The sequence below is a fragment of the Acidaminococcus hominis genome, assembly GCF_900291475.1.
Lineage (GTDB): Bacteria > Bacillota > Negativicutes > Acidaminococcales > Acidaminococcaceae > Acidaminococcus > Acidaminococcus hominis.
On the sequence record NZ_OLMM01000004.1, the window covers coordinates 1 to 19456 of the forward strand.

Annotated in this window: 18 protein-coding genes and 1 tRNA gene; 4 read left to right on the forward strand and 15 right to left on the reverse strand. The window is 54.2% G+C overall.

Translation table 11 applies throughout. The features are described 5' to 3' along the window. The first annotated feature begins 121 nt into the window (after positions 1-121). Positions 122-1468 carry an ISL3 family transposase gene (locus C7E10_RS03540; RefSeq protein WP_146109029.1) on the forward strand — a complete coding sequence of 449 codons (1347 nt, stop codon included), beginning with the start codon at positions 122-124 and terminating at the stop codon, positions 1466-1468. A 396-nt stretch (positions 1469-1864) separates the two neighbouring features. Here the strand turns inward: C7E10_RS03540 and gltS are convergent, their stop codons facing one another. From gltS to leuS, 5 genes are all read right to left on the reverse strand, one after another. Then, a complete protein-coding gene (gene gltS / locus C7E10_RS03545) occupies positions 1865-3067 on the reverse strand; it encodes a sodium/glutamate symporter (RefSeq protein ID WP_105325982.1) in 1203 nt (400 codons plus the stop codon). A 37-nt stretch (positions 3068-3104) separates the two neighbouring features. After that, entirely contained in the window at positions 3105-4193 is a 1089-nt protein-coding gene (gene holA / locus C7E10_RS03550) for a DNA polymerase III subunit delta (protein WP_158572340.1), read from the reverse strand. Positions 4194-4204: 11 nt separating this feature from the next. Continuing rightward, complete coding sequence (locus C7E10_RS03555) at positions 4205-6523, reverse strand: DNA internalization-related competence protein ComEC/Rec2 (RefSeq protein WP_105325984.1); 2319 nt, start codon at positions 6521-6523, stop codon at positions 4205-4207. 1 nt (position 6524) lies between these two features. Next, a complete protein-coding gene (locus tag C7E10_RS03560; protein ID WP_105325985.1) occupies positions 6525-7163 on the reverse strand; it encodes a ComEA family DNA-binding protein in 639 nt (212 codons plus the stop codon). Positions 7164-7305: 142 nt separating this feature from the next. Continuing rightward, positions 7306-9798, reverse strand: coding sequence for a leucine--tRNA ligase (gene leuS, locus C7E10_RS03565; RefSeq protein ID WP_105325986.1), 2493 nt, complete (start codon positions 9796-9798; stop codon positions 7306-7308). A 155-nt stretch (positions 9799-9953) separates the two neighbouring features. Here leuS and C7E10_RS03570 point away from each other — a divergent pair, with 155 nt between their 5' ends. Continuing rightward, positions 9954-10655 carry a metallophosphoesterase gene (locus tag C7E10_RS03570; protein ID WP_105325987.1) on the forward strand — a complete coding sequence of 234 codons (702 nt, stop codon included), beginning with the start codon at positions 9954-9956 and terminating at the stop codon, positions 10653-10655. 21 nt (positions 10656-10676) lie between these two features. Continuing rightward, on the forward strand, positions 10677-11525 hold the full coding sequence (gene lgt / locus C7E10_RS03575; protein ID WP_105325988.1) for a prolipoprotein diacylglyceryl transferase: 849 nt from the start codon (positions 10677-10679) through the stop codon (positions 11523-11525). 82 nt (positions 11526-11607) lie between these two features. Here the strand turns inward: lgt and C7E10_RS03580 are convergent, their stop codons facing one another. From C7E10_RS03580 to C7E10_RS03625, 10 genes are all read right to left on the reverse strand, one after another. Then, complete coding sequence (locus C7E10_RS03580) at positions 11608-12387, reverse strand: ADP-ribosylglycohydrolase family protein (protein WP_105325989.1); 780 nt, start codon at positions 12385-12387, stop codon at positions 11608-11610. 12 nt (positions 12388-12399) lie between these two features. After that, complete coding sequence (locus C7E10_RS03585) at positions 12400-13155, reverse strand: exodeoxyribonuclease III (protein ID WP_105325990.1); 756 nt, start codon at positions 13153-13155, stop codon at positions 12400-12402. 2 nt (positions 13156-13157) lie between these two features. Continuing rightward, the gene (locus C7E10_RS03590; protein WP_105325991.1) at positions 13158-13871 is read right to left on the reverse strand and encodes a hypothetical protein; all 714 of its coding nucleotides are present in this window, start codon (positions 13869-13871) and stop codon (positions 13158-13160) included. Beyond that, positions 13861-14610, reverse strand: coding sequence for a DNA repair protein RecO (gene recO / locus C7E10_RS03595; RefSeq protein WP_105325992.1), 750 nt, complete (start codon positions 14608-14610; stop codon positions 13861-13863). The genes C7E10_RS03590 and recO overlap by 11 nt, the downstream gene beginning before the upstream one ends. Then, positions 14600-15490, reverse strand: coding sequence for a hemolysin family protein (locus tag C7E10_RS03600; RefSeq protein WP_105325993.1), 891 nt, complete (start codon positions 15488-15490; stop codon positions 14600-14602). Before C7E10_RS03600 ends, recO begins: the two co-directional genes overlap by 11 nt. 124 nt (positions 15491-15614) lie before the next feature. Next, positions 15615-16541: a GTPase Era gene (era, locus tag C7E10_RS03605; protein ID WP_105325994.1), complete on the reverse strand. Its 927-nt coding sequence runs from the start codon at positions 16539-16541 to the stop codon at positions 15615-15617. Between the two features lie 26 nt (positions 16542-16567). Beyond that, complete coding sequence (locus C7E10_RS03610) at positions 16568-16948, reverse strand: cytidine deaminase (RefSeq protein ID WP_105325995.1); 381 nt, start codon at positions 16946-16948, stop codon at positions 16568-16570. Between the two features lies 1 nt (position 16949). Next, a complete protein-coding gene (gene ybeY, locus C7E10_RS03615; protein ID WP_105325996.1) occupies positions 16950-17432 on the reverse strand; it encodes an rRNA maturation RNase YbeY in 483 nt (160 codons plus the stop codon). Further along, positions 17410-18420: a PhoH family protein gene (locus tag C7E10_RS03620; protein WP_105325997.1), complete on the reverse strand. Its 1011-nt coding sequence runs from the start codon at positions 18418-18420 to the stop codon at positions 17410-17412. Before C7E10_RS03620 ends, ybeY begins: the two co-directional genes overlap by 23 nt. Before the next feature lie 16 nt (positions 18421-18436). Next, the gene (locus C7E10_RS03625; protein WP_105325998.1) at positions 18437-19018 is read right to left on the reverse strand and encodes a peptidylprolyl isomerase; all 582 of its coding nucleotides are present in this window, start codon (positions 19016-19018) and stop codon (positions 18437-18439) included. Between the two features lie 216 nt (positions 19019-19234). Between C7E10_RS03625 and C7E10_RS03630 the strand changes: the two genes are divergently transcribed. After that, positions 19235-19311, forward strand: a tRNA-Val gene (locus C7E10_RS03630). Positions 19312-19456: the final 145 nt, after the last annotated feature.

Here is a 19456-nt window from a genome sequence, read left to right on the forward strand (position 1 = left end):
GGCTCATCACGGAAAATTGGGGGATACGAAATCTAAGACAGAATTTAAAAACTGAAAAAAGGTATTGAAAAAGAGCACGGGATGCTCCATTCTAAGTAATAGCGACAAAACTACGAAAGGAATGATCCACGTGCTCTCAACCTCAAGTATAGCAAATTTATGCAAAAACATACAGGACAATTTTAATATTCCTACGAGTATTGCTTCTCTTTTTGAAGAGATCATAGATGTAAATAGTACCCGGCCTACAGCCGACGTTGTATGCCCTTGCTGCGGCGGTAAGGTCCATGTCCATGACAACCCTGTAACTACACTTAAAGACATGCCCTGGATACCCGGAAAGCCACGGATTCTTCGTGTGAGATTCCACCGCTACCGGTGCCAAAAATGCGGGCATACCTTCAATGAAAACATAACCTTTAAGTATCCTGGAACCAGAGTCACTTCTCGTGCCGCTTTATGGATCAAGATTTTGCTTATGCATCAAATGACGATTAAAGCAGTCAGCGATTTGACCGGTATCCATTGGGGAACAGTTTCTAAAATCCATAAGGAAATTATGGACGAGGCTCTCAAAACGCGAAGCGAGGAACTTCGCAAAAGTGGCTACCGTCCTAAGCATCTTGCCGTTGATGAGTTTGCAATGCACAAAGGCCATACTTACGCAACCTGTGTTATGGACCTTGATATGGGAGACATCCTCTGGGTTGGTGCGGGACGCTCTATAGCTGCCTTTACAAAGTTTTTTGAAGAGACAGACCTGGAGTATTTGTCTGAAGTAGAAGCTGTCGCAATGGACATGAACGCATCGTTCAACACCCTGGTAGAAAAGTATCTGCCTCATGCGGCAATAGTATACGACCGCTACCATATGCAAGCCCAGTATGGACGAGATGTGCTGGGAGCCGTAAGGCTGGAGGAAGCAAGACAGCACAAAGAGAAAGCCGATAACCTAAAGCTTGGGATTACAGAGAATATTGCTGAAGAGCAGGCAACAAAAGCAGAGGATTCAATTAAAGAGGAGAATCGGCTTTACAAGGAAGTAAAACAAGCTCGCTGGACGCTGCTTTGCAAGGAAGAAACACTAAGCGATAAAAAGGCAGAAAATCTCAAGGAAATCCTTAAAAAACATGAAAATTTGACAGTTTGCCATACAATGAAAGAGGAACTAAGTGATCTATTCGAGCTTAGAAACCCCGATTTAGCTGCCGTAGAATGGGAAAAATGGTTTAAAGGAGCCGAGGAGAGCAACATACCGCAGCTGCAAAAGTTTGCCCGCTTAAAGCGAAAACGCAAAGAGGGTTTGATTGCTCACTCAGCCCATCCGATTACCACAGGAAAGCTTGAAGGCTTCAATAACAAGATTAAGGTTGCAAAACGAATAGGGTATGGATACAAAAATGATGAATATTTTTTCACTCTGATTCGATATTCAGCATTACCATCTATACGAAACGGCACTGTCTAGAGATTGCGACAGTGGGATGTTGCTAGACATAAAAGAAGGATGGCAGAAATCTGCCATCCCACAATAAAACGTGAAGAGCCCATTTTTTTCCGCTGCTTTTGCTGCCCCCAAAGCCCCGCAGCACCAAGCAGTGACGGCGGACAAAGCCCAAATTCCGTTTTTCAGGCGTTTTATTGTATTGGTAAATCTCCCCCCCTACCATTTTTTAAAAAGCGTTCCTTACAAGCGAATTTCATCGCTTAGACAGGTGATTTTTTATAGAATGCCCGCCCTGTCAGCCAAATTTCCGCCGCAGCCCCCCTGTTTCCGATTTAGCCCGCTGACTCAAAACAAAAAAAGAAGAGCCTCCCCTGGTTTCCCAGGGAAAGCCCTTCTCGAAAGGAGCCTGATTCAATATCAGCCGAAGATATTGACGAAGGTCATGATGATACTGGAGTTTACAAAGTCGACGAACATGGCGCCTACCAGAGGTACACAGAAGAAGGCACGGGAAGCAGGACCATAGACAGCCGTAATGGCACTCATGTTAGCCATGGCGTTAGGCGTAGCGCCCATACCGAAACCGCAGACTGCGGATACTTCAACAGCTGCATCGTAGTCTCTGCCCATAACATTGAATACTACGAAGTAGGTGAAGAAAGCCATTACCACAACCTGAACGACTGCAATAGCGGTCAGTGCGCCAGCGATGTCGAACAGTTCCCAAATTCTCAGGCTCATCAGGGCCAGGGACAGGAAAATGTTCAGACCAACATCACCCACGGTACCAACTTCGGACATAGGAACGTTCAGACCGTCAACGTTATCGGCAATGTTCCGGATAACAGCGGCAACCAGCATGGAGCCGATGTACCCAGGGAACACCAGGCCAACACTGGTGAAACCTTTGGAAACGATGGTACCAATACCCATGGCAACCAGGATTTCGCCGGTAGCCAGCATGATTTTTTCGCCGGTCATAGGGATGACCACTTTTTCTTCCATGCTGTTGCTGCCTTCACCGTTAGGATCGGATTCGTTTTCCTTGCTTCTCAGGTTATGTTTTACCAGCAGTTTGTGGGCAATAGGACCACCCATCAAGGAACCGGAAATCAAACCGAAGGTAGCCATGGCAATAGCCACGGTGGTAGCTCTTTGCACGCCAATGCTTTCCAGGAAAGGACCAAAGGCACCGGAAGTACCATGGCCGCCAACCAGAGGAATGGAACCTGCGCACAGGCCCAGCAGAGGCTGCAGGCCAAAAGCAGAAGCCATGCCTACACCCACGATATCCTGTAAGGTAATCAGAACTGCGCAGATGATGGTCAAAATCAGTACGTCACGGCCGCCTTTTTTCAGCAACGCAACGCTGGCGGAGAAACCAACACTGGTGAAGAAGATGTTCATGAAGAAGCTCTGCTGCACCGTATCCAGTTTGATTGGCCCAACGCCGGATTGATGCAAGGCCAGGTTGACCAAGGCGAACAGGATACCGCCGATTACAGGGTTAGGAATACAATAGGTTTGCAAAAATTTGATATGGGCTTTCAGGTATTTCCCTAAATAATACAGTAGAATACCAACGGCCAAAGTTTGATAGGAATTCATTGCCAATGCCATTTGCTTTTCCCCCTAACAACTCATATTTTGTTTTGATTCACTTCTTTGCTACCAAGTCAATTAAAATTTCCTCAAGCCGCGACCAGGTCCGTCCCCCTTGACGAGAATCCGCCGCTGTCTGTGCTAAAGCGACCATGCATTTTTGTAAGGATTCAAGGCTAAAATTATTGCAATGGGCCATGGTCACCTTGACAGCGTACGGATGCATCTTCAATTGGGCGGTGATCGTTTCTTGGCGAGCACCTTTTTCCATCATTTCTTTTACCAAAAGCAATTTGCGGATACTGGAGACCAGCCGGAGCTGAATGGGAACAATCCCGCCGCTGCCGGCATTTTTTCTTTCTTCCGCCAGAAGGTCCAAAACCTTCGTCAGGTTCCGTTCCTCCACTGCGTTCCCTAAGGCAAAACCGGAAATTTCCGGTGCCTGCGAAAACATCTGCAGCACATCTTCGGCCTGCCAGATTTTTCTCTGCCCTGCGTAAAGGTTCACTTTGGCGATTTCCTGCTGCAACTGCAGCAGGGGTACAGTGTCAAAAGCAGAGACATAATCCAGGACCAGGTTCAGAGCCTCCGGACTAAACCGGGCTCCGTAGGAATTCGCCTGTTCCAGTAACCAGGGCCGCAATTGATATGCTTTGAGGGTGGGGCATTCTGCCAATACCACGGCTTTGCTCATGTTTTTGAAAAAGGCTGATCGCTTATCCAATTTCGGACACAAGCAAAGGACAAAAGTGTATGCGGGCACGTCGCTGAGCAGTTCCATGAACTGCTGCACTGCCGTCTGCCCTTTGTCAGTTTTCCCCCCGGTGCTTTTTTTCTTGCCTTTCTGCTCCCCAGCGCCATGCTTGGGCAGCAGCCACGGGTTTTCCACAAGCACAAAATTGATTCCCCCAAAGAAGGATTCCGTGTTGATGGCTTCCCGCAGTGCGTTGATTTCAAACTTGTCCTGGAATCTCCATACGGAAACTTCCTGACCCTCGGCATCTGCCTTCTCCTTCAGGAGTTTGCCTAAGGCAGCTTTGCCGGCTTTTTTGTAATAGTCCTCGTCCCCCCAGATAATTACTGCGTGGGGCAGGTCTGAAGTTTGCCGCAGGCTTTCCAGGAATTGATCCGCTGCTACATTCACGCTATCCACTCCTAGAAAAATTCTTGCTGCCAGCGGCAGCTAACCCATTCGGGCCCATTACCGTCAAAAATCACTTTGATGGCCCCCAGCTGATCCGTCCTGGCCACCGGTATCGCTAACCGGTGGAGTTTGTCCAGGGTTTCCTGGTGGGGATGCCCAAAGCGGTTTCTCCGTCCTGCGCTGATGACAGCCAAACGGGGATGGACCGCCTGCAAAAAAGCTTCTGCCGATGAAGTCCGGGATCCGTGGTGGGATACCTTCAGCACATCGCTTGCAATCGGAGCAGTGGCTGCGGACAATTCAATACTTACTGGCGCATCGCCGGTAAACAGAACACTGTCCGTGCCATGACTTACACGCACCACTGCAGAGCTTTCGTTTGCGTCGCCTCCTTCCCCTATTGTACTAGGTGCTTCTACAACATATATTATACATTGTTTTAACCTAATTGTTTGCTTTGTGCGTATTTTGGATACAATTTCGACAGATTTGAATTTTGTACCGATTCTGATTGCTTTTTCCACGTCCGAACTGGGCTTTTCCACTGGCAAAAAAAGCTTATGTATTTTTACCCACCGGGCCACACCAGCTAGTCCTCCTGCGTGGTCATGGTGCCCGTGGCTAAGGATGGCAACATCTATGTATTCAATTCCCAGATGCCGGAGCACGGGCACGATGATTCTCTCCCCAGTATCAAAATTTTTGGTCAATCCTCCCGTATCGATTAAAATTGTTTCTCTTTCCGGGGTTACCACCAAGGCGCAGTCTCCCTGGCCCACATCCAAAAAATATACGGAGAACGGCTGAGAACGCCAAGAATTATAAGCAAATAGGATGCAGAGAGAAATACCCGAACATAATACTGTATACAATCTTAATTTTTGCATTTTTTCGCGTTTTTTCCAAGGTCCAAAAATGGCAAAAAGAATGAGAAAATACAGGAGCATTCCTCCCCACAGTCCACTTCCAGTGGTCACTTGGGTCCCAGGCAAATTAGACAGAATTTTCCCTAAACCTAGGGAGAATCCTAATAGCTGCGCTGTTCCTGTCAGAATTACACGACCCAGCACCCCTCCGCCAAGGTTAAATAAAAGGGTTCCCAAAGCAGACCCAGCCATGCAAACAGAAAGCAGTGGAACCAAAATAATGTTAGCGATGACAGATACAAGTGATAGGAAATGAAAATGGGCAATGAGCAGCGGCAAGCTGAACACTTGGGCGCTGAGGGGAACTGAAAGTGCTTCACTCAGGGGAAGGTTTAAGTATTTATTTAAGCGTTCTGCCACGGGTTTCTGGAGCAGCATCAGGCCCAGGGCCGCCGTAAAAGAGAGCTGGAACCCGATATCCCAGATCCAAAAGGGATGCCAGGACAGCAGGAGGATGGCAGCAAGGCCCAGGAAAGCCGTTCCGTCCGCCCGCCGGTCCAGCACCTGCCCCAGGAGCACGCCCGCTCCCAAGAGGGCCGCCCGGCATACGGAGGGCCGCACCCCGCAGAGAATGGTGTAACTCAAAAGGAACCCCAGCCCCAAAACCACCACCGCCGGACGGGGCAGCCGCAGCTGCCTGCACAGGGTCAGCAGCAGCCCCAAAAACAGGGCCACGTGGCTGCCCGACACCGAGAGCAGGTGGCTGAGACCGCAGCGCTGGAACAGCCGCAGGGTGTCTGCCGCGATTGCCCGGCTGCCCCCCAGCAGCATCCCTTCCAGCAGCGCACTGTCCCCCGGCGCCATGGCCTCCCGCACCCCCTGGCGCAGCTTTTCCCCAAAGCCATAAATTTTCTCCTGCCAGTTTTCCTCCCGGCTGAGAAAAGTCAGGTCCTTCCCTTCTCCCTGGAGGCTGCCCCCCTGGCGGTTGGCCGCCGCCTGGACCTCCGGCCGGGGCTGCCCCGGATTGTAGAAGCCATCCGGGGGCTGGAATTTGCCCCTAACCTGGACCAGGCCTCCAAAAGAAGGCGGTCCCTGCCACTTTTTTAGGTATACCCGGACCCTTCCCCGGGACTCCGCCAGCTGAAAGGAAAGGGAGCCGTACTGTCCCTGGGAAAAGGAGCCCGGCACCGGCCGCCCGGTAAGGACCACCTGCCGGTCCGCCAAATGGGCCATTCTCTGGGCTGCCGGGACGGCCCTGCCTCCCAAAAGGCCTCCCGCCCCCAAAGCGGTTCCCAGATACAGCGCCAGCAGCAGCCGTTTCTGCCGGACCCGGGGTGACGCCAGCAGCGCCCCCAGGGCCAAAATTGCCGTTACAGCCGCCCAAACCGGCCAGGGCACCACCTGGTTTACCCCTGCCGCAATTCCCGCCGCAAACGCCAACGAAGCCAGCAGCATGGCGTTCATTTCACACCTCCAGCCGGTCCTGGAACTTGGCCAGGGTGCCCCTGCCGATGCCGGACACCTGCAGCAGGTCTTCCACCGACTGGAACGATGCCTTCTGCCGCTGGGCAATGATCCGCTGGGCCAGGGAAGGACCAATGCCCGGCAGGCTTTCCAGTTCCTCCGCCGTGGCCGTGTTTACGTTGACCTTTCCGCCCGTTAGGGCTGTGCCGGCAGCGGCGCCTGCGGCCGCCCCGGAACTGCTGCCGGAGCTGCTTTTTGCCAAGCTGCCCTTACTGCTGCTTTTCTTATTTTTGGTTCCCTTCTGAAAGGGTACATTCACCTGGCACCCGTCCTTGCACTTTTTGGCCAGGTTCACCCGGGTTTCATCAGCGTCTTCCGTCATTCCCCCGGCCTGAACAATGGCCTCCTGGTACCGGATGCCCGGCTTGACGTAGTACAGGCCCGGAGCCTGGACCGCACCGCTGACATACACGCAGATTTTCGCCGTTTCCCGCCGCTTCTGGGTTTCCGTCGCCTCCTGGCTTACCGGCAGGGTCCCCTGGTGCAGCTCCCTGGGCTGCTGTTCCCACAGGCCAAACCCCAGACAAGCCAAAATAATGCCGCCAATCACCAGCCATTTTTTCTTTTCCCATAAGTTCATAGGTACCTCCTTTATTGCAGCAAAAAGGGCAGGTCCCTTCCTGTCGTTTCGATAGGAAAGAATCTGCCCGGAGTTCGATGTGTACAGGATATGAGTAGGTAGTTTCTATATACAGTTTTGCCAGGCGTCTAGCGCAGCCTGCTTATTTCTTTACGACAATGTTTACCAGACGGCCGGGAACGGCAATCACCTTCACCACTTTGCCGGCGCCGATTTCGTTTTTGATTTCCCCATTGGCCAGGGCCAGTTTTTCCAGCTCTTCCTTGGTGATTTCAGCCGGCGTCATGATCCGCACCTTGGGTTTGCCGTTGATTTGGATCAGCACTTCCACCTCGGAGACCTTGATGGCTTCCGGATCGTAGCTGGGCCAGGGTTCCTTATGGATGCTCTGGGTGCTGTCAATGGCATCATGCCACAGTTCTTCCGTAATATGGGGCACGAAGGGAGCCATCACCAAGAGCAGCTTGGAAATGGTTTCGTAAATCAGGCCCGCATTGACGTTTTCTGCCTTTTCCTTGTAGGCGTACAGGGCATTCACCAGTTCCATCATGGTGCTGATAGCCGTATTGAAGTTGAACCGGGTGTCGATGTCCTCGGTAATCTTCTTGATGCTGGTGTGCAGAATGTGGCGCAGTTCCTGATCCTGTTCGTTCAGGTTCTGGGTATCGTAGCTGGTCACGTGCTGAGCCAGTTCATTTTTGAAGTGGTACACAATCCGCCATACCCGGTTCAGGAAGCGGAAGGAGCCTTCCACGCCCTGGTCACTCCATTCCAGTTCCCGTTCTACCGGAGCTGCGAACATGATGAACAGCCGGGCCGTATCGGCGCCGTACTTGCCTACGATTTCTTCCGGAGAAACCACGTTGCCGATGGATTTGCTCATCTTGGCCCCGTCTTTGATAACCATGCCCTGGGTCAGCAGGTTGGTGAAGGGTTCGTCCGCTTTCACAAGGCCTGCATCGTGGAGCACCTTCAGGAAGAAACGGGAGTACAGCAGATGGAGAATGGCGTGTTCAATGCCGCCAATGTATTGGTCCACGGGCATCCAGTGGTTGACCGCTTCCTCGCTGAAGGGAGCCTGGTCATTGTGGGGATCCGTGTAGCGCAGGTAGTACCAGGAAGAACACAGGAAGGTATCCATGGTGTCCAGTTCCCGTTTGGCAGGACCGCCGCATTTGGGGCAGGTGCAGTTGACGAATTCTTCGCTGGTTGCCAGCGGAGACTTGGCCCCGGCATCAAACTTCACATCGATGGGCAGCCGTACCGGCAGGTCCTTTTCGGGAACCAGCACTTCGCCGCAGTGAGGGCAGTAGACCACAGGAATCGGGCAGCCCCAATACCGCTGCCGGCTGATCAGCCAGTCTCTCAGACGGTAGTTCACCCGTCTCTTGCCCAGGCCCTTTTCTTCCATATAGTCGATGATGGCGCCAACAGCCTTGTGCATTTCCATGCCGGTGAAGGGACCGGAGTTGACCAGCACGCCGTCTTTTTCTTCGTAGGCGTCGGTCATTTCTTCCAGCTTCAGTTCCTTGTCCTTGGGCTGCAGGGTCAGGATTTTCTTGATGCCGTATTTGGTGGCAAACATCCAGTCACGATGGTCGCCGCTGGGCACGCCCATTACAGCGCCGGTGCCGTAGTCCACCAGTACGTAGTTGGTGATCCAGATCTGCACCTTTTCGCCAGTCAGCGGATGGATGCAGTCGTGACCCGTATACATACCCAGTTTTTCCGATTCACTGGAGGTTCTTTCAATATCGGAGGTATTGCGCACTTTGTCGCAGAAAGCTTCCAATTCAGCTTTCTTGGGGTTGTTTTCCAGCAGTTTGGCTACCAGCGGATGTTCCGGCGGAATAACCACAAAGGTAACCCCGTAGATGGTATCCGGCCGGGTGGTGTACACAGCCAGTTTGGTGCCCAGATCCGGGCAGTCAAAGGCAAATTCCAGACCTTCGCTGCGGCCAATCCAGTTGCGCTGCATGGTCTTTACCCGTTCGGGCCAGCCCGGCAGCTTATCCAGGTCCTCCAGCAGCCGTTCTGCGTAATCGGTAATCTTGAAGAACCATTGGGACAGGTTCTTCTTCTCTACCGGGTTGTCGCAGCGCCAGCATTTGCCGTCGATAACCTGTTCGTTGGCCAGTACCGTGTTGCAGTGGTCGCACCAGTTTACGGCAGCTTCCTTCTTTACAGCCAGGCCCCGTTTGTACATCAGTTCAAAGAACCACTGGGTCCATTTGTAGTAATCTTCCTTGCAGGTGGTCACTTCCCGGTCCCAATCGTAGGACAGACCCAGCTCTTTTTGCTGGCGGGTCATGTTGGCAATGTTTTCCATGGTCCACTTGGCAGGGGGAATGTGGTGTTTGATGGCTGCGTTTTCGGCAGGCATGCCAAAGGAATCCCAGCCCATGGGATGGAGAACATTAAAGCCCCGCATGGTGCGGAAGCGGGCTACCACGTCACCGATGGAATAGTTCCGGACATGGCCCATATGCAGATTGCCGGAAGGATAAGGGAACATTTCCAGCACATAATACTTGGGACGGGGATCATCATTATTGACCTTGTAGGTCTTGTGCTCGGCCCAATACTTTTGCCAGCGCGATTCAATCTCGTGCGGCTCGTACTTTTCGTTAAACATGCACATACCTCCTAGAGAAGAAAACCCAGCTGTACACCTTGCATAAGTCTCCGAAATTCAGTAACATATGAGTATTACAGTGGTTTTACCCATGTATAATAGATTTATTATATATTTCGTATGGGATAAAGTCAACGCAGGAAGGAGTGGTACAAATGGCTCTATACGCCATGGGAGATCTGCATTTTTCAGGAGAACCCCCTACAAAGCCCATGGAAGTCTTTGGAGACCAGTGGCTCCACCACCGCCAGAAAGTGCTGTCCAATTGGCAGGAAACCCTGACCGAGGACGACACCATGCTGCTGTGCGGGGATACTTCCTGGTCCATGGAACTGGAGGACGCCGTCCGCCGGGACCTGGGAGCCCTGGCCGCCCTGCCCGGGCAAATTGTAATTTTAAAGGGAAACCACGATTATTGGTGGACGTCCCTGAGCAAAATGCAAAAGGCCGTACCGGAGAAAATCCATTTTCTCCACAATACCTTTTACCAAAAGGGGGACGTGGCCGTCTGCGGCACCCGGGGCTGGAACCTGCCCTCCATGCCCCAGTTCGGGGAACACGACGAGCTGATCTACAACCGGGAAATCCAGCGGCTGGAGCGCTCCCTGGCCGGTGCCCGGGCAGCCGGAGCGGTGCATCTCATTGCCGCCCTCCACTACCCGCCCCTGTACAATCCCGAAGAAGTCTCCGGCTTTACGGAACTGTGCCGCAAGTACCAGGTGGAACAATGCATCTACGGCCACGTCCACGGAGACGCCGCCCATTTTCTCAACCTGTTCCAGGGCGTCCGGGACGGCACCCAGTACCGGCTGGTAGCCGCAGACTATATCGACTTTCGGCCTGTAAAGATTTTGTAGCCCCAAAGGAGGCACCTGAATTTGCATCAATACCTATTTTTCATTGGAAATTTCCCCATCCGTATGTACGGCATCATGCTGTGCATCGCCATTTTTATGGCCTCCTCCGTGGCGTATTTCCTGGCCTGGCGGGATGGCCGGGGCTGGGAACAGTACCTGCCGGACATCGGCATCTACGGCGGCTTCTGCGGCCTGGTTGGCGCCCGGCTCTGGGACGTCTTCTTCTTTGACTGGGCCTATTACAGCCACCACCTCAGCGAAATCCCCTTCGTCTGGCAGGGAGGCATGGCCATCCAGGGCGGCATCGTAGGCGGTGTTTTGGCTGGCGCCCTGTACTGCCGCTATCACAAGGTGAATTGGCTGGAAATGCTGGATATCATCTGCCCAGCGCTGTTCATCGGCCAGTCCATCGGCCGCATGGCCAACCTGCTAAACGGGGACGCCTTTGGCCACCCCACCGGCGGCAATTTCGGGCTGCTCTATCCGGAAGGCACCCTGGCCCACAGCACCTACGGCAATGCGCCTCTGTGGCCCGCTGAGGTCTGGGAAGGCCAGATTGACGTGATTCTCTTTGCCATCCTGCTGCTGTTCCAGACCACCCGTCCCAAAAAAGGCCAGCCCAGCTGCCTGTACGTGATGCTCTACTCCCTGCTCCGGTTCTTTTTGGAATTTCTCCGGGGAGATTACGTACGCCCCATGCTCTTTGGGCTGAAATCCGCCCAGGTCACCAGCCTGTTCTTCTTTTTGGCGGCCCTCGCCCTGTTTATCTGGGCCGGGACCCAAAAGCCCCCTGCCCCCCAGCCTGTGGAAATATCCCCGGAAGAAGCTGCCGGCACCAAAGCCAAGGGGAAGGGCAAAAACCGGAAATAAGCACTCTCAGGGATTGGGGCTAACCCCCTAAAACAAATGGACTAGGAAACGTGAAAGCCACGTTTTCCTAGTCCATTTTTGCTTAGGCATTTTCCCACTTCTTCAGTTCCGGCAGGTAATACTTTCTTGCTTCCACCACTAGCAGCGGAGGAATGCCAAAGAACGGTTCTCCAATAGCGCCTGCAATGGCCGCCAGGGTATCGCTGTCCCCGCCCAATGACACCGCATTGCGCAGCCCATCCTCAAAGGAGTCCGCGTCAAGAAACGAAACAATTCCCTGGGGCACCGAGTTGTCGCAGGAGGAATCTCCCCGGTAGCTGTCCCGGATGCCCTCCACCGTAAAATGCAGATTGTAGTACCGGCCGGCATAGGCGCCCAGGCCGTCCTTGTCCGCCCCTTTGCGGGCCAGAAACGCGCACCCGGCCACCGCCTTGGCGGCCTTATAGGCACTGGGATGGTTGTGGCTTACCCGGGCGGACACCATCGCCAGATGTTCCACTTCTTCCAGGGTCCGGCCAAAATACGCCGCCGGAGCCACCCGCATGGCCGCTCCGTTGCCAAAACTGCCATAGGGCCCCAGCTCCTTGTGCTGCAGCCAGTACAAAAACTTGCTGCCGTAGCCGGCGTCAGGGTACCGCAGCCCGATGTTCCGCATAAAGTGGGCCAAAAGACCTTCCACGTAGGCGTCCTCCCCCAGCCTGCCTTCCTGCTGGGCCTTGGCAAAGGCCTCCGCCACCGCACAGGTCATCAGGGAGTCGTCGGTCACCCGGCATTTGGCAGAAAACAAGGGAAACTCCTTACTTTTAAACCCGGTCCATTCGTAGGCCGAACCTACCAGGTCCCCGATAAATACCCCTTCCATCTGCCCGCCTCCTTACGCCTTATACTGAAGCTCCACCGGACAGTGGTCGCTGCCCAGTACGTCGGAATGAATGATCACATCTTCAATATTTTCCGCCCCGTTCTGGGATACCAGGAAATAGTCGATTCTCCACCCTGCGTTCCGTTCCCGGGCCTTGAACATATAGGACCACCAGGTATAGGCTTCCGCCTTGTCCGGATACAGCCGCCGGAAAGAATCCACAAAGCCCCCTGCCAGGAACTGCTGGAACTTGGCCCGCTCCTCGTCGGTAAACCCGGCGTTATGGTGGTTGCTGTCCGGATTCTTCAGATCAATGGGCTGGGCAGCCACATTCAAATCCCCGCAGACAATCACCGGCTTGGTTTTGGCCAATTCTTCCGCATAGGCCTGGAAGGCATCCTCCCACACCATCCGGTAATCCAGCCGTTCCAAGCCCCGCTTGGAATTGGGGGTATACACGCAAATCAGGTAAAAGCTGGGGTACTCGGCGGTAATCACCCGGCCTTCGTTGTCGTGCTCCGGGATATTCAGGCCATAGGTTACCGAGAGAGGCTCCGTCTTGCTGAAAATAGCCGTACCGGAATACCCCTTTTTCTCGGCACTGTTCCAGTACTCATAGTAGCCCGGAAAGGCAAAAGCCGCCTGTTCCCGCTGCATTTTCGTTTCCTGGACGCAGAAAATATCTGCATCCGCTGCCTGCATAAAATCTGCAAAGCCCTTATTCATACAGGCCCGCAGCCCGTTTACATTCCAGGTAATCAGTTTCATATTTATCTCCTATCTCCTTCCCCTGGCTTCATCAGAGGAAAGACCAGTTCCAGCACCAAAAAGCCCAGCGCCCACAGCAGATAGTAGGCGTAGAAGGGCAGTACGAAAGAATAACTTACCACGCAGGCCCAAAAGCCCAGGGTAACCAGCAGCAGCCCCAGGGTAAAGAGCCACCGTTTCCGGTAGGTCACCCCGCAGGCTGCATAGTGGCAGCCCAAAAGCAGGTAGAACACCTGCTGGAGCAGGGCCGCCCCCAGACTTCCCAGGTCCGGATCCTCCACGCACCACACCGCTCCGCCCAGGAGCAGCACCGGCCACAGGGTCCACAGCAGGCCCTGGGGCTGGAGCATTTCCCGCCAGCCGAAGTGCCGCCAGACATTGCACAAAATCAGGGGCACCGTCAAAAGGAACCACCCTTCTAGCAGCGGATACTCCACCTTCAGGGGCCAGCTCAGAGGCAGCAGGTACACCGTACCCACCAGCAGCGCCAAAACCGCCAGCCCCCAGCTGGTCCCTTCCTGCCGCAGCCGGCTGGCCAAGGGCAGCAGCAGCCAGGCCCCGGAACACAGCCACAGCAGCAGCACCAGTTTATAGGGAGCGTACCAATCCACCGCCGGGGTCACGAAAGTGGTAACGCAGTTAAAAAGCAGCATCACCCAAAAGAGCAGGTCCACCCGCTCTTTTAAAATCAGTTTAAGGACTTCCTTATTGGCCATGAGCAGTATTCTCCATCTGGGCCAGAAAGTCCAGGCTGTGCAGGGGCCGGTCCGTCTGGTACACAATAAACGCATGGAGGATTTTCTCCATTTCCATCAGTTCCCGGCCCCGCACCGTAAAGTTGGGCGGCTGGGCCAGGTCCAGCTGCAGCAGCTGCTCCATCAGGTCCCGGGTCCCCAAGGACATGGGCAGCTCCTCCCCCAGGGCACAGTTTTTGCACAAAAAGCCCCCCTGGACCAGGCTGAAAAAGCCGTCCTCGGTAACCGGTTCATTGCAGCTGGTGCAGCTATCCAAAATAGGCTGCAAGCCGCACAGGGCCAGCAGCTTCAGCAGCGTGCTGTCCGTTACCAGCCGTTTGTTCCGTTTGGGCAGCAGCCGGTAGGCATCTACCAGCAGCTGGAAAATCTCCTCCTGGGGTTCTTCGTCCCCCAAAAGACTTTCCGCCGTTTCTCCGATAATGGCCCCGTAGGCCAGCCCTTCCCAATCCATTTCCGCCGGCCGCTCCAGGCTTTCGCAGCCCCGCAGGGTAGCAAAACGCCGCCCGGGCAAAAGGGAAACCTGCAAATGGGCAAAGGGCTGCACCAGCCGCCCGCTCTGGTTCCGGGCGTAGGCCGCCCCGTAGGCAATAAACGGGATTTTCCCGTGTTCACGACAAAAGCAGACTGCGAACTTATCCGCAGTCTGCCAATTTTTCACCCGCAATACAATTGCTTCGTCTTGATATACTTCACTGCTCATGGACAGCCGCTTCTTTCTCCTGGTCGTCTTTTTTCAGGGGAATGACCCGGACCCGGAGCACCCGGAACCCGGTAGAATCCAGCACCTCAAACTTGTAGCCGTTGGCTTCCACACTGTCACCCACCACGGGCTGCCGGCCAATGAGGCCAAACACATAGCCCCCGATGGTATCCTCTTCCGGTTCATCAAACTGGATGCCCATGATTTCGGACACCTCATCCAAAAGCACCAGCCCGTCAAACACATAGGACCCGTCCGGCATCTTGTTGATTTCCGGCATATCCGTATCGTGTTCGTCCTGGATGTCCCCAACGATTTCCTCCAGCAGGTCTTCCATGGTAACAAGTCCCGCCGTGCCGCCGTATTCGTCGGCCACCGCAGCCATCTGCACGTGCTTGTGCTGCATCAATTGGAGGATTTTGGCAATGGACATACTTTCCGGCACCACGTCGATTTCCCGCATGATGCTGGTCCAGTTGAAATCCGGTTTCTGATAGTCCGCATTCATCAGTTCCCGGATATGGATAATCCCCAGAATGTGGTCCCGGTCTTCCCGGCACAGAGGATACCGGGTATGGCCCGATTCCTTGATGACCGCCAGGTTTTCCTCCACCGTATCATCCACAAACAGGCAGACCATATCCTGCCGGGGCACCATGACCTCCCGGGCCACCCGGTCCGCAAAGTCAAAGACATTATCGATCAGCCGGCTTTCCACCGGGTCGATGCTGCCGCCCTTTTCGCTGGCACTGACCATTTTCCGCAGATCATCTTCGGAATGGCTGGTGCCGGGATGGACCGGTTCAATTCCCATAAAATGGAACAGACCCCGCCCCAGATGATAAAAGACATAGGCAAAAGGATATAAAATTGGTTTCAATATGCGCCCTAGTAAAGGCCCCGAGTCTATAGGACATCTCTCCTTCTATAGTATTTTAACATAACAATTTTTATAAATTACAGCACTACTTAGTAAATAATTATACAATAACAGCCCATTCCGGTCAATATTGGTTATGGTCGCTGGCCAGGCCCAGGCGCTTCAAATCGCCCTCTTTTTCCCGCCATTTGGGCCGTACCTTCACCCAAAGCTCCAGGTACACCCGGCTGCCCACCAGGTCTTCAATATCCAGCCGGGCACGCTTGCTGATTTCCTTTAGCATACTGCCCTTATTGCCAATCAGAATGGCCTTTTGGGAATCCCGTTCCACAAACAGGTCGGCCCGGACGTAGACCATGCCGTTGTCCCGTGTCTTCATTTCCTGGACCTGCACCGCCACAGCGTGGGGCACTTCGTCCCGGGTCAGCTGCAGCACCTTTTCCCGGATGATTTCGGCGGCCATGACCTTTTCCGGCTGGTCCGTGTACATATCCTCCGGATAGAAATCCGGTCCGTAGGGCAGGCAGCCGATGATTTCCTCAAGCAGGGCGGAAAAATCCGTATCTTCCAGGGCCGACAGGCTGACCACCGTCTTAAAATCGTATTCCTTTTGGAACCGGGCAATGATGGGCAAAAGCCGGCTCTTGTCCCCCAGCTGGTCAATCTTGTTCAGCACCAGAATAGCCGGTACCCGGCAGGAATTGCGCAGCCGTTCCAGAATGGTTTCCTCACCCTTGCCGAATTTCTCGCTGGCATCCACCACGTACAGCACCAGGTCCACATCCTGGATGGCGCCTTCCGCAGCCCGCACCATATGTTCCCCCAGCTTGTCCTGGGGCTTGTGCAGCCCGGGAGTATCCAGGAAAATCACCTGAGCCTCAGCGGTGCTCAAAATGCTGAGGATCCGGTTCCGGGTGGTTTGGGGCCGGTCAGAAATAATGGCCACCTTTTCCCCCACCAGTTTATTCACCAGGGTGGATTTCCCTGCGTTGGGGCGGCCTACCACAGCCACAAAGCCCGCCCGATGTTGTTTTTGTTCAGCAGCTTCCATGCAAATTTCCTTTCTGCTTGTCATGCTTATAGGTCAAAACTGTAGGGCAGCAGTTCTTCCAAAGAAGTTTCCTTCACGTCGCCCTTCAGGTTGGTCAAATAAATTACAGGAATCTGAAATTCCGCCATCACCTGCCGGCAGGCCCCGCAGGGAGCTACCGGCGCCGGGGTGTCCGCCGTTACACACAGGGCCGCAAATTCCCGTACCCCTTCCTTTACCGCCGCAAAAATAGCGTTCCGCTCGGCACACACTGTCAGCCCATAGGAAGCGTTTTCGATATTGCAGCCGGTGAAAATCCGTCCGTCCTTGGCTCGTACTGCCGCCCCCACCCCAAAGTGGGAATAGGGAATATAGGCGTTTTCCCGGGCCTTCACCGCCGCCTGGAACAATTCCGCATCAAGCGCCATCTCAGCCTCCGTACTTTTCTTCCGCCAGGTCCAGTTCCCGGAGCACCTGCTCCTCCCGGGCCCGCATTACCTGCTTGTCCGCTTCTTCCATATGGTCATAGCCCAGGAGATGCAGCATCCCATGGACCGCCAGGTAGGTCATTTCCCGGTTCAGCCCATGACCAAACTCTTCCCCCTGCTCTACGGCCCGGGGAGCAGAAATGATCACGTCCCCCAGCAGATGCTCGGCTTCCCCGTCTTCCACTTCCGGTTCCTCGTCCCCCTCGTCCAGGGCAAAGGAAAGCACGTCCGTGGGACGGTCGATGCCCCGGTAATCCCGGTTCAGCTGGTGGATTTCGTCGTTGTCCACAATGGTAATATCCACTTCCGTGTTGTCCGTCAGCTTCTCCAGCCGGGCAATGATGTCCATGGCCTTTTTCAGGGTTGCTTCCAGTTCTTCCGGTACCTGAATTTCTTCTTGGTTATTCTCCAGTGTTACGATCATGGTTTTTCGCCTGCTCCTTTTCTTTCTTCTTCCGGTCGTAGTTTTCATAGGCCTTGATAATGGCCCCTACAATCTCGTGGCGCACCACGTCCCGCTCGGAAAATTGGATAATCCCGATTCCCGGCACGTTCCGCAGCACATATGCCGCATTGGTAAGCCCTGACTGTTTCCCGCTGGGCAGATCCACCTGGGTAGCGTCCCCGGTGATGACCAGCTTGGAGCCAAAGCCAAACCGGGTCAGGGCCATGCGCATCTGTTCCGCCGTGGTGTTCTGGGCCTCGTCCAAAATGATAAAGGCGTCGTTCAGGGTACGCCCTCTCATGTAGGCCAGCGGCGCCACTTCGATGGTGCCCCGGGCTAGGTGCTTCTGGAATACTTCCATACCCAGCATTTCGTACAAGGCATCGTACAGCGGCCGCAGGTACGGGTCCACCTTTTCCTGCAAATCCCCCGGCAGAAAACCCAGTTTTTCTCCGGCTTCCACCGCAGGACGGGTCAAGATGATCCGTTCCACTTCCTTATTTTTTAACGCCTTCACCGCCATGGCCACTGCCAGGTACGTTTTCCCCGTGCCCGCCGGCCCAATGGCAATGGTAATATCATTTTCCCCAATGGTCTTCAGATACTGGAGCTGGCCCAGGGTCTTGGCCTTGACCTGCTTGCCCCGGAAGGTGGTCAGCACCGTATCCGTGTACAGGGTATGGAGCTGGCTTTCCTTGCCCCCCAGCACCAGCCGCAGCCCGTACTTTACATCGTGCTCCGTAACCGGCAGCCCCTGGCGGTACAGGTACAGCAGTTCAGAAACCAACTTTTCCGTATAACCCACCGCTTCTTCCGAGCCGGAAGCAATCAATTCATTGCCCCGGGGAATCAGGGTGCAGTCCAACTGCTGCTGCAAAAGACGCAGGTATTCGTCATTTTCTCCCAGCACGGCCACCATTTCCCGGGAATCCCGGAAAGCAAACCGTTTTTCTAGTTGTTCTGTCAAACTCCGCTCCTCCTGTCTAGTCCAGCGTTTTGATGGTAATGGTCTTGATGATTACCGGTTCCACCGGCTTATCCTGGGCATCGGTCTTTACCTTGCCAATGGCCTGGACCACGTCCATGCCTTCGACGACCCGGCCAAAAGCCGCATGCTTGCCGTCCAGCCAGGGCGTGGCTTCCAGGGTAATGAAGAACTGGCTGCCCCCGGTATTAGGGCCCCGGTTGGCCATGGAAAGGATGCCCGGGCCGCTGTGACGAATCTGGTCAGAAAACTCATCAGGAATGGTGTAGCCAGGCCCCCCGGTGCCATTGCCCTGGGGATCGCCCCCCTGGATCATGAAGCCATCAATCACCCGGTGGAAGGTCAGCCCATTATAGAAGCCCGATTCCGCCAGTTTGATGAAATTGGCGCAGGTTTTGGGTGCTGCCTCCGTGGCTAACTGCACCTGGAACTTTCCTTTACTGGTATCAAACAGCGCAAGCACCCGCTGGGGTTTGGCATTTGCCTTGGTGCTGGCAGCCTTGGGAGCCTCCGCACTGCCGCAGGCAGCCACTGCCACACAAACGGCGAACAGCAGCAGGGTCACAAATTTTTTCCACATAGAGAATACCTCCCTTATTGTCTTCAGCAGCTGCCCAGCCGCCCGGTTTCAGGCTTTCCGCGGCTCAGGAAAAAAGACCTCCGGCCGTTTTCTCCGGCAGTCTGCAAACTTGCATATGTAATCATTATATCGTTTCTAAGGTAAAAAAGAAACAGGAAACCCCGTATTGCCCTTGACAATAACGCCACTTTCGGGTAAAATTATCTCATTGTTTAAGGAACTATAGCTCAGATGGTTAGAGTATCACGTTGACATCGTGGGGGTCACTGGTTCGAGTCCAGTTAGTTCCACCATTGAAAATTTATCCTGTCGCTGCGGCGGCAGGATTTTTTTTCGTCTGAAAGGCGCTCCCCTAACCCCGCCCCGGACAAAAAGGCATACCGCTCTCGCCGCCAGCAGCTTGAGCAGTATGCCTTTTTTGCGTATCTTTCCCTGTTA

Bases quoted from the DNA above. Each gene is read 5' to 3' on its own strand.
- C7E10_RS03570 (WP_105325987.1), top strand. From the start codon at position 9,954: ATGGCTCTATACGCCATGGGAGATCTGCATTTTTCAGGAGAACCCCCT.
- ybeY (WP_105325996.1), bottom strand. From the start codon at position 17,432: ATGATCGTAACACTGGAGAATAACCAAGAAGAAATTCAGGTACCGGAA.
- recO (WP_105325992.1), bottom strand. From the start codon at position 14,610: ATGAGCAGTGAAGTATATCAAGACGAAGCAATTGTATTGCGGGTGAAA.
- C7E10_RS03555 (WP_105325984.1), bottom strand. From the start codon at position 6,523: ATGAACGCCATGCTGCTGGCTTCGTTGGCGTTTGCGGCGGGAATTGCG.
- C7E10_RS03540 (WP_146109029.1), top strand. From the start codon at position 122: ATGATCCACGTGCTCTCAACCTCAAGTATAGCAAATTTATGCAAAAAC.
- C7E10_RS03580 (WP_105325989.1), bottom strand. From the start codon at position 12,387: ATGGAAGGGGTATTTATCGGGGACCTGGTAGGTTCGGCCTACGAATGG.
- gltS (WP_105325982.1), bottom strand. From the start codon at position 3,067: ATGGCATTGGCAATGAATTCCTATCAAACTTTGGCCGTTGGTATTCTA.
- leuS (WP_105325986.1), bottom strand. From the start codon at position 9,798: ATGTTTAACGAAAAGTACGAGCCGCACGAGATTGAATCGCGCTGGCAA.
- era (WP_105325994.1), bottom strand. From the start codon at position 16,541: ATGGAAGCTGCTGAACAAAAACAACATCGGGCGGGCTTTGTGGCTGTG.
- C7E10_RS03625 (WP_105325998.1), bottom strand. From the start codon at position 19,018: ATGTGGAAAAAATTTGTGACCCTGCTGCTGTTCGCCGTTTGTGTGGCA.
- C7E10_RS03585 (WP_105325990.1), bottom strand. From the start codon at position 13,155: ATGAAACTGATTACCTGGAATGTAAACGGGCTGCGGGCCTGTATGAAT.
- C7E10_RS03590 (WP_105325991.1), bottom strand. From the start codon at position 13,871: ATGGCCAATAAGGAAGTCCTTAAACTGATTTTAAAAGAGCGGGTGGAC.
- C7E10_RS03560 (WP_105325985.1), bottom strand. From the start codon at position 7,163: ATGAACTTATGGGAAAAGAAAAAATGGCTGGTGATTGGCGGCATTATT.
- C7E10_RS03610 (WP_105325995.1), bottom strand. From the start codon at position 16,948: ATGGCGCTTGATGCGGAATTGTTCCAGGCGGCGGTGAAGGCCCGGGAA.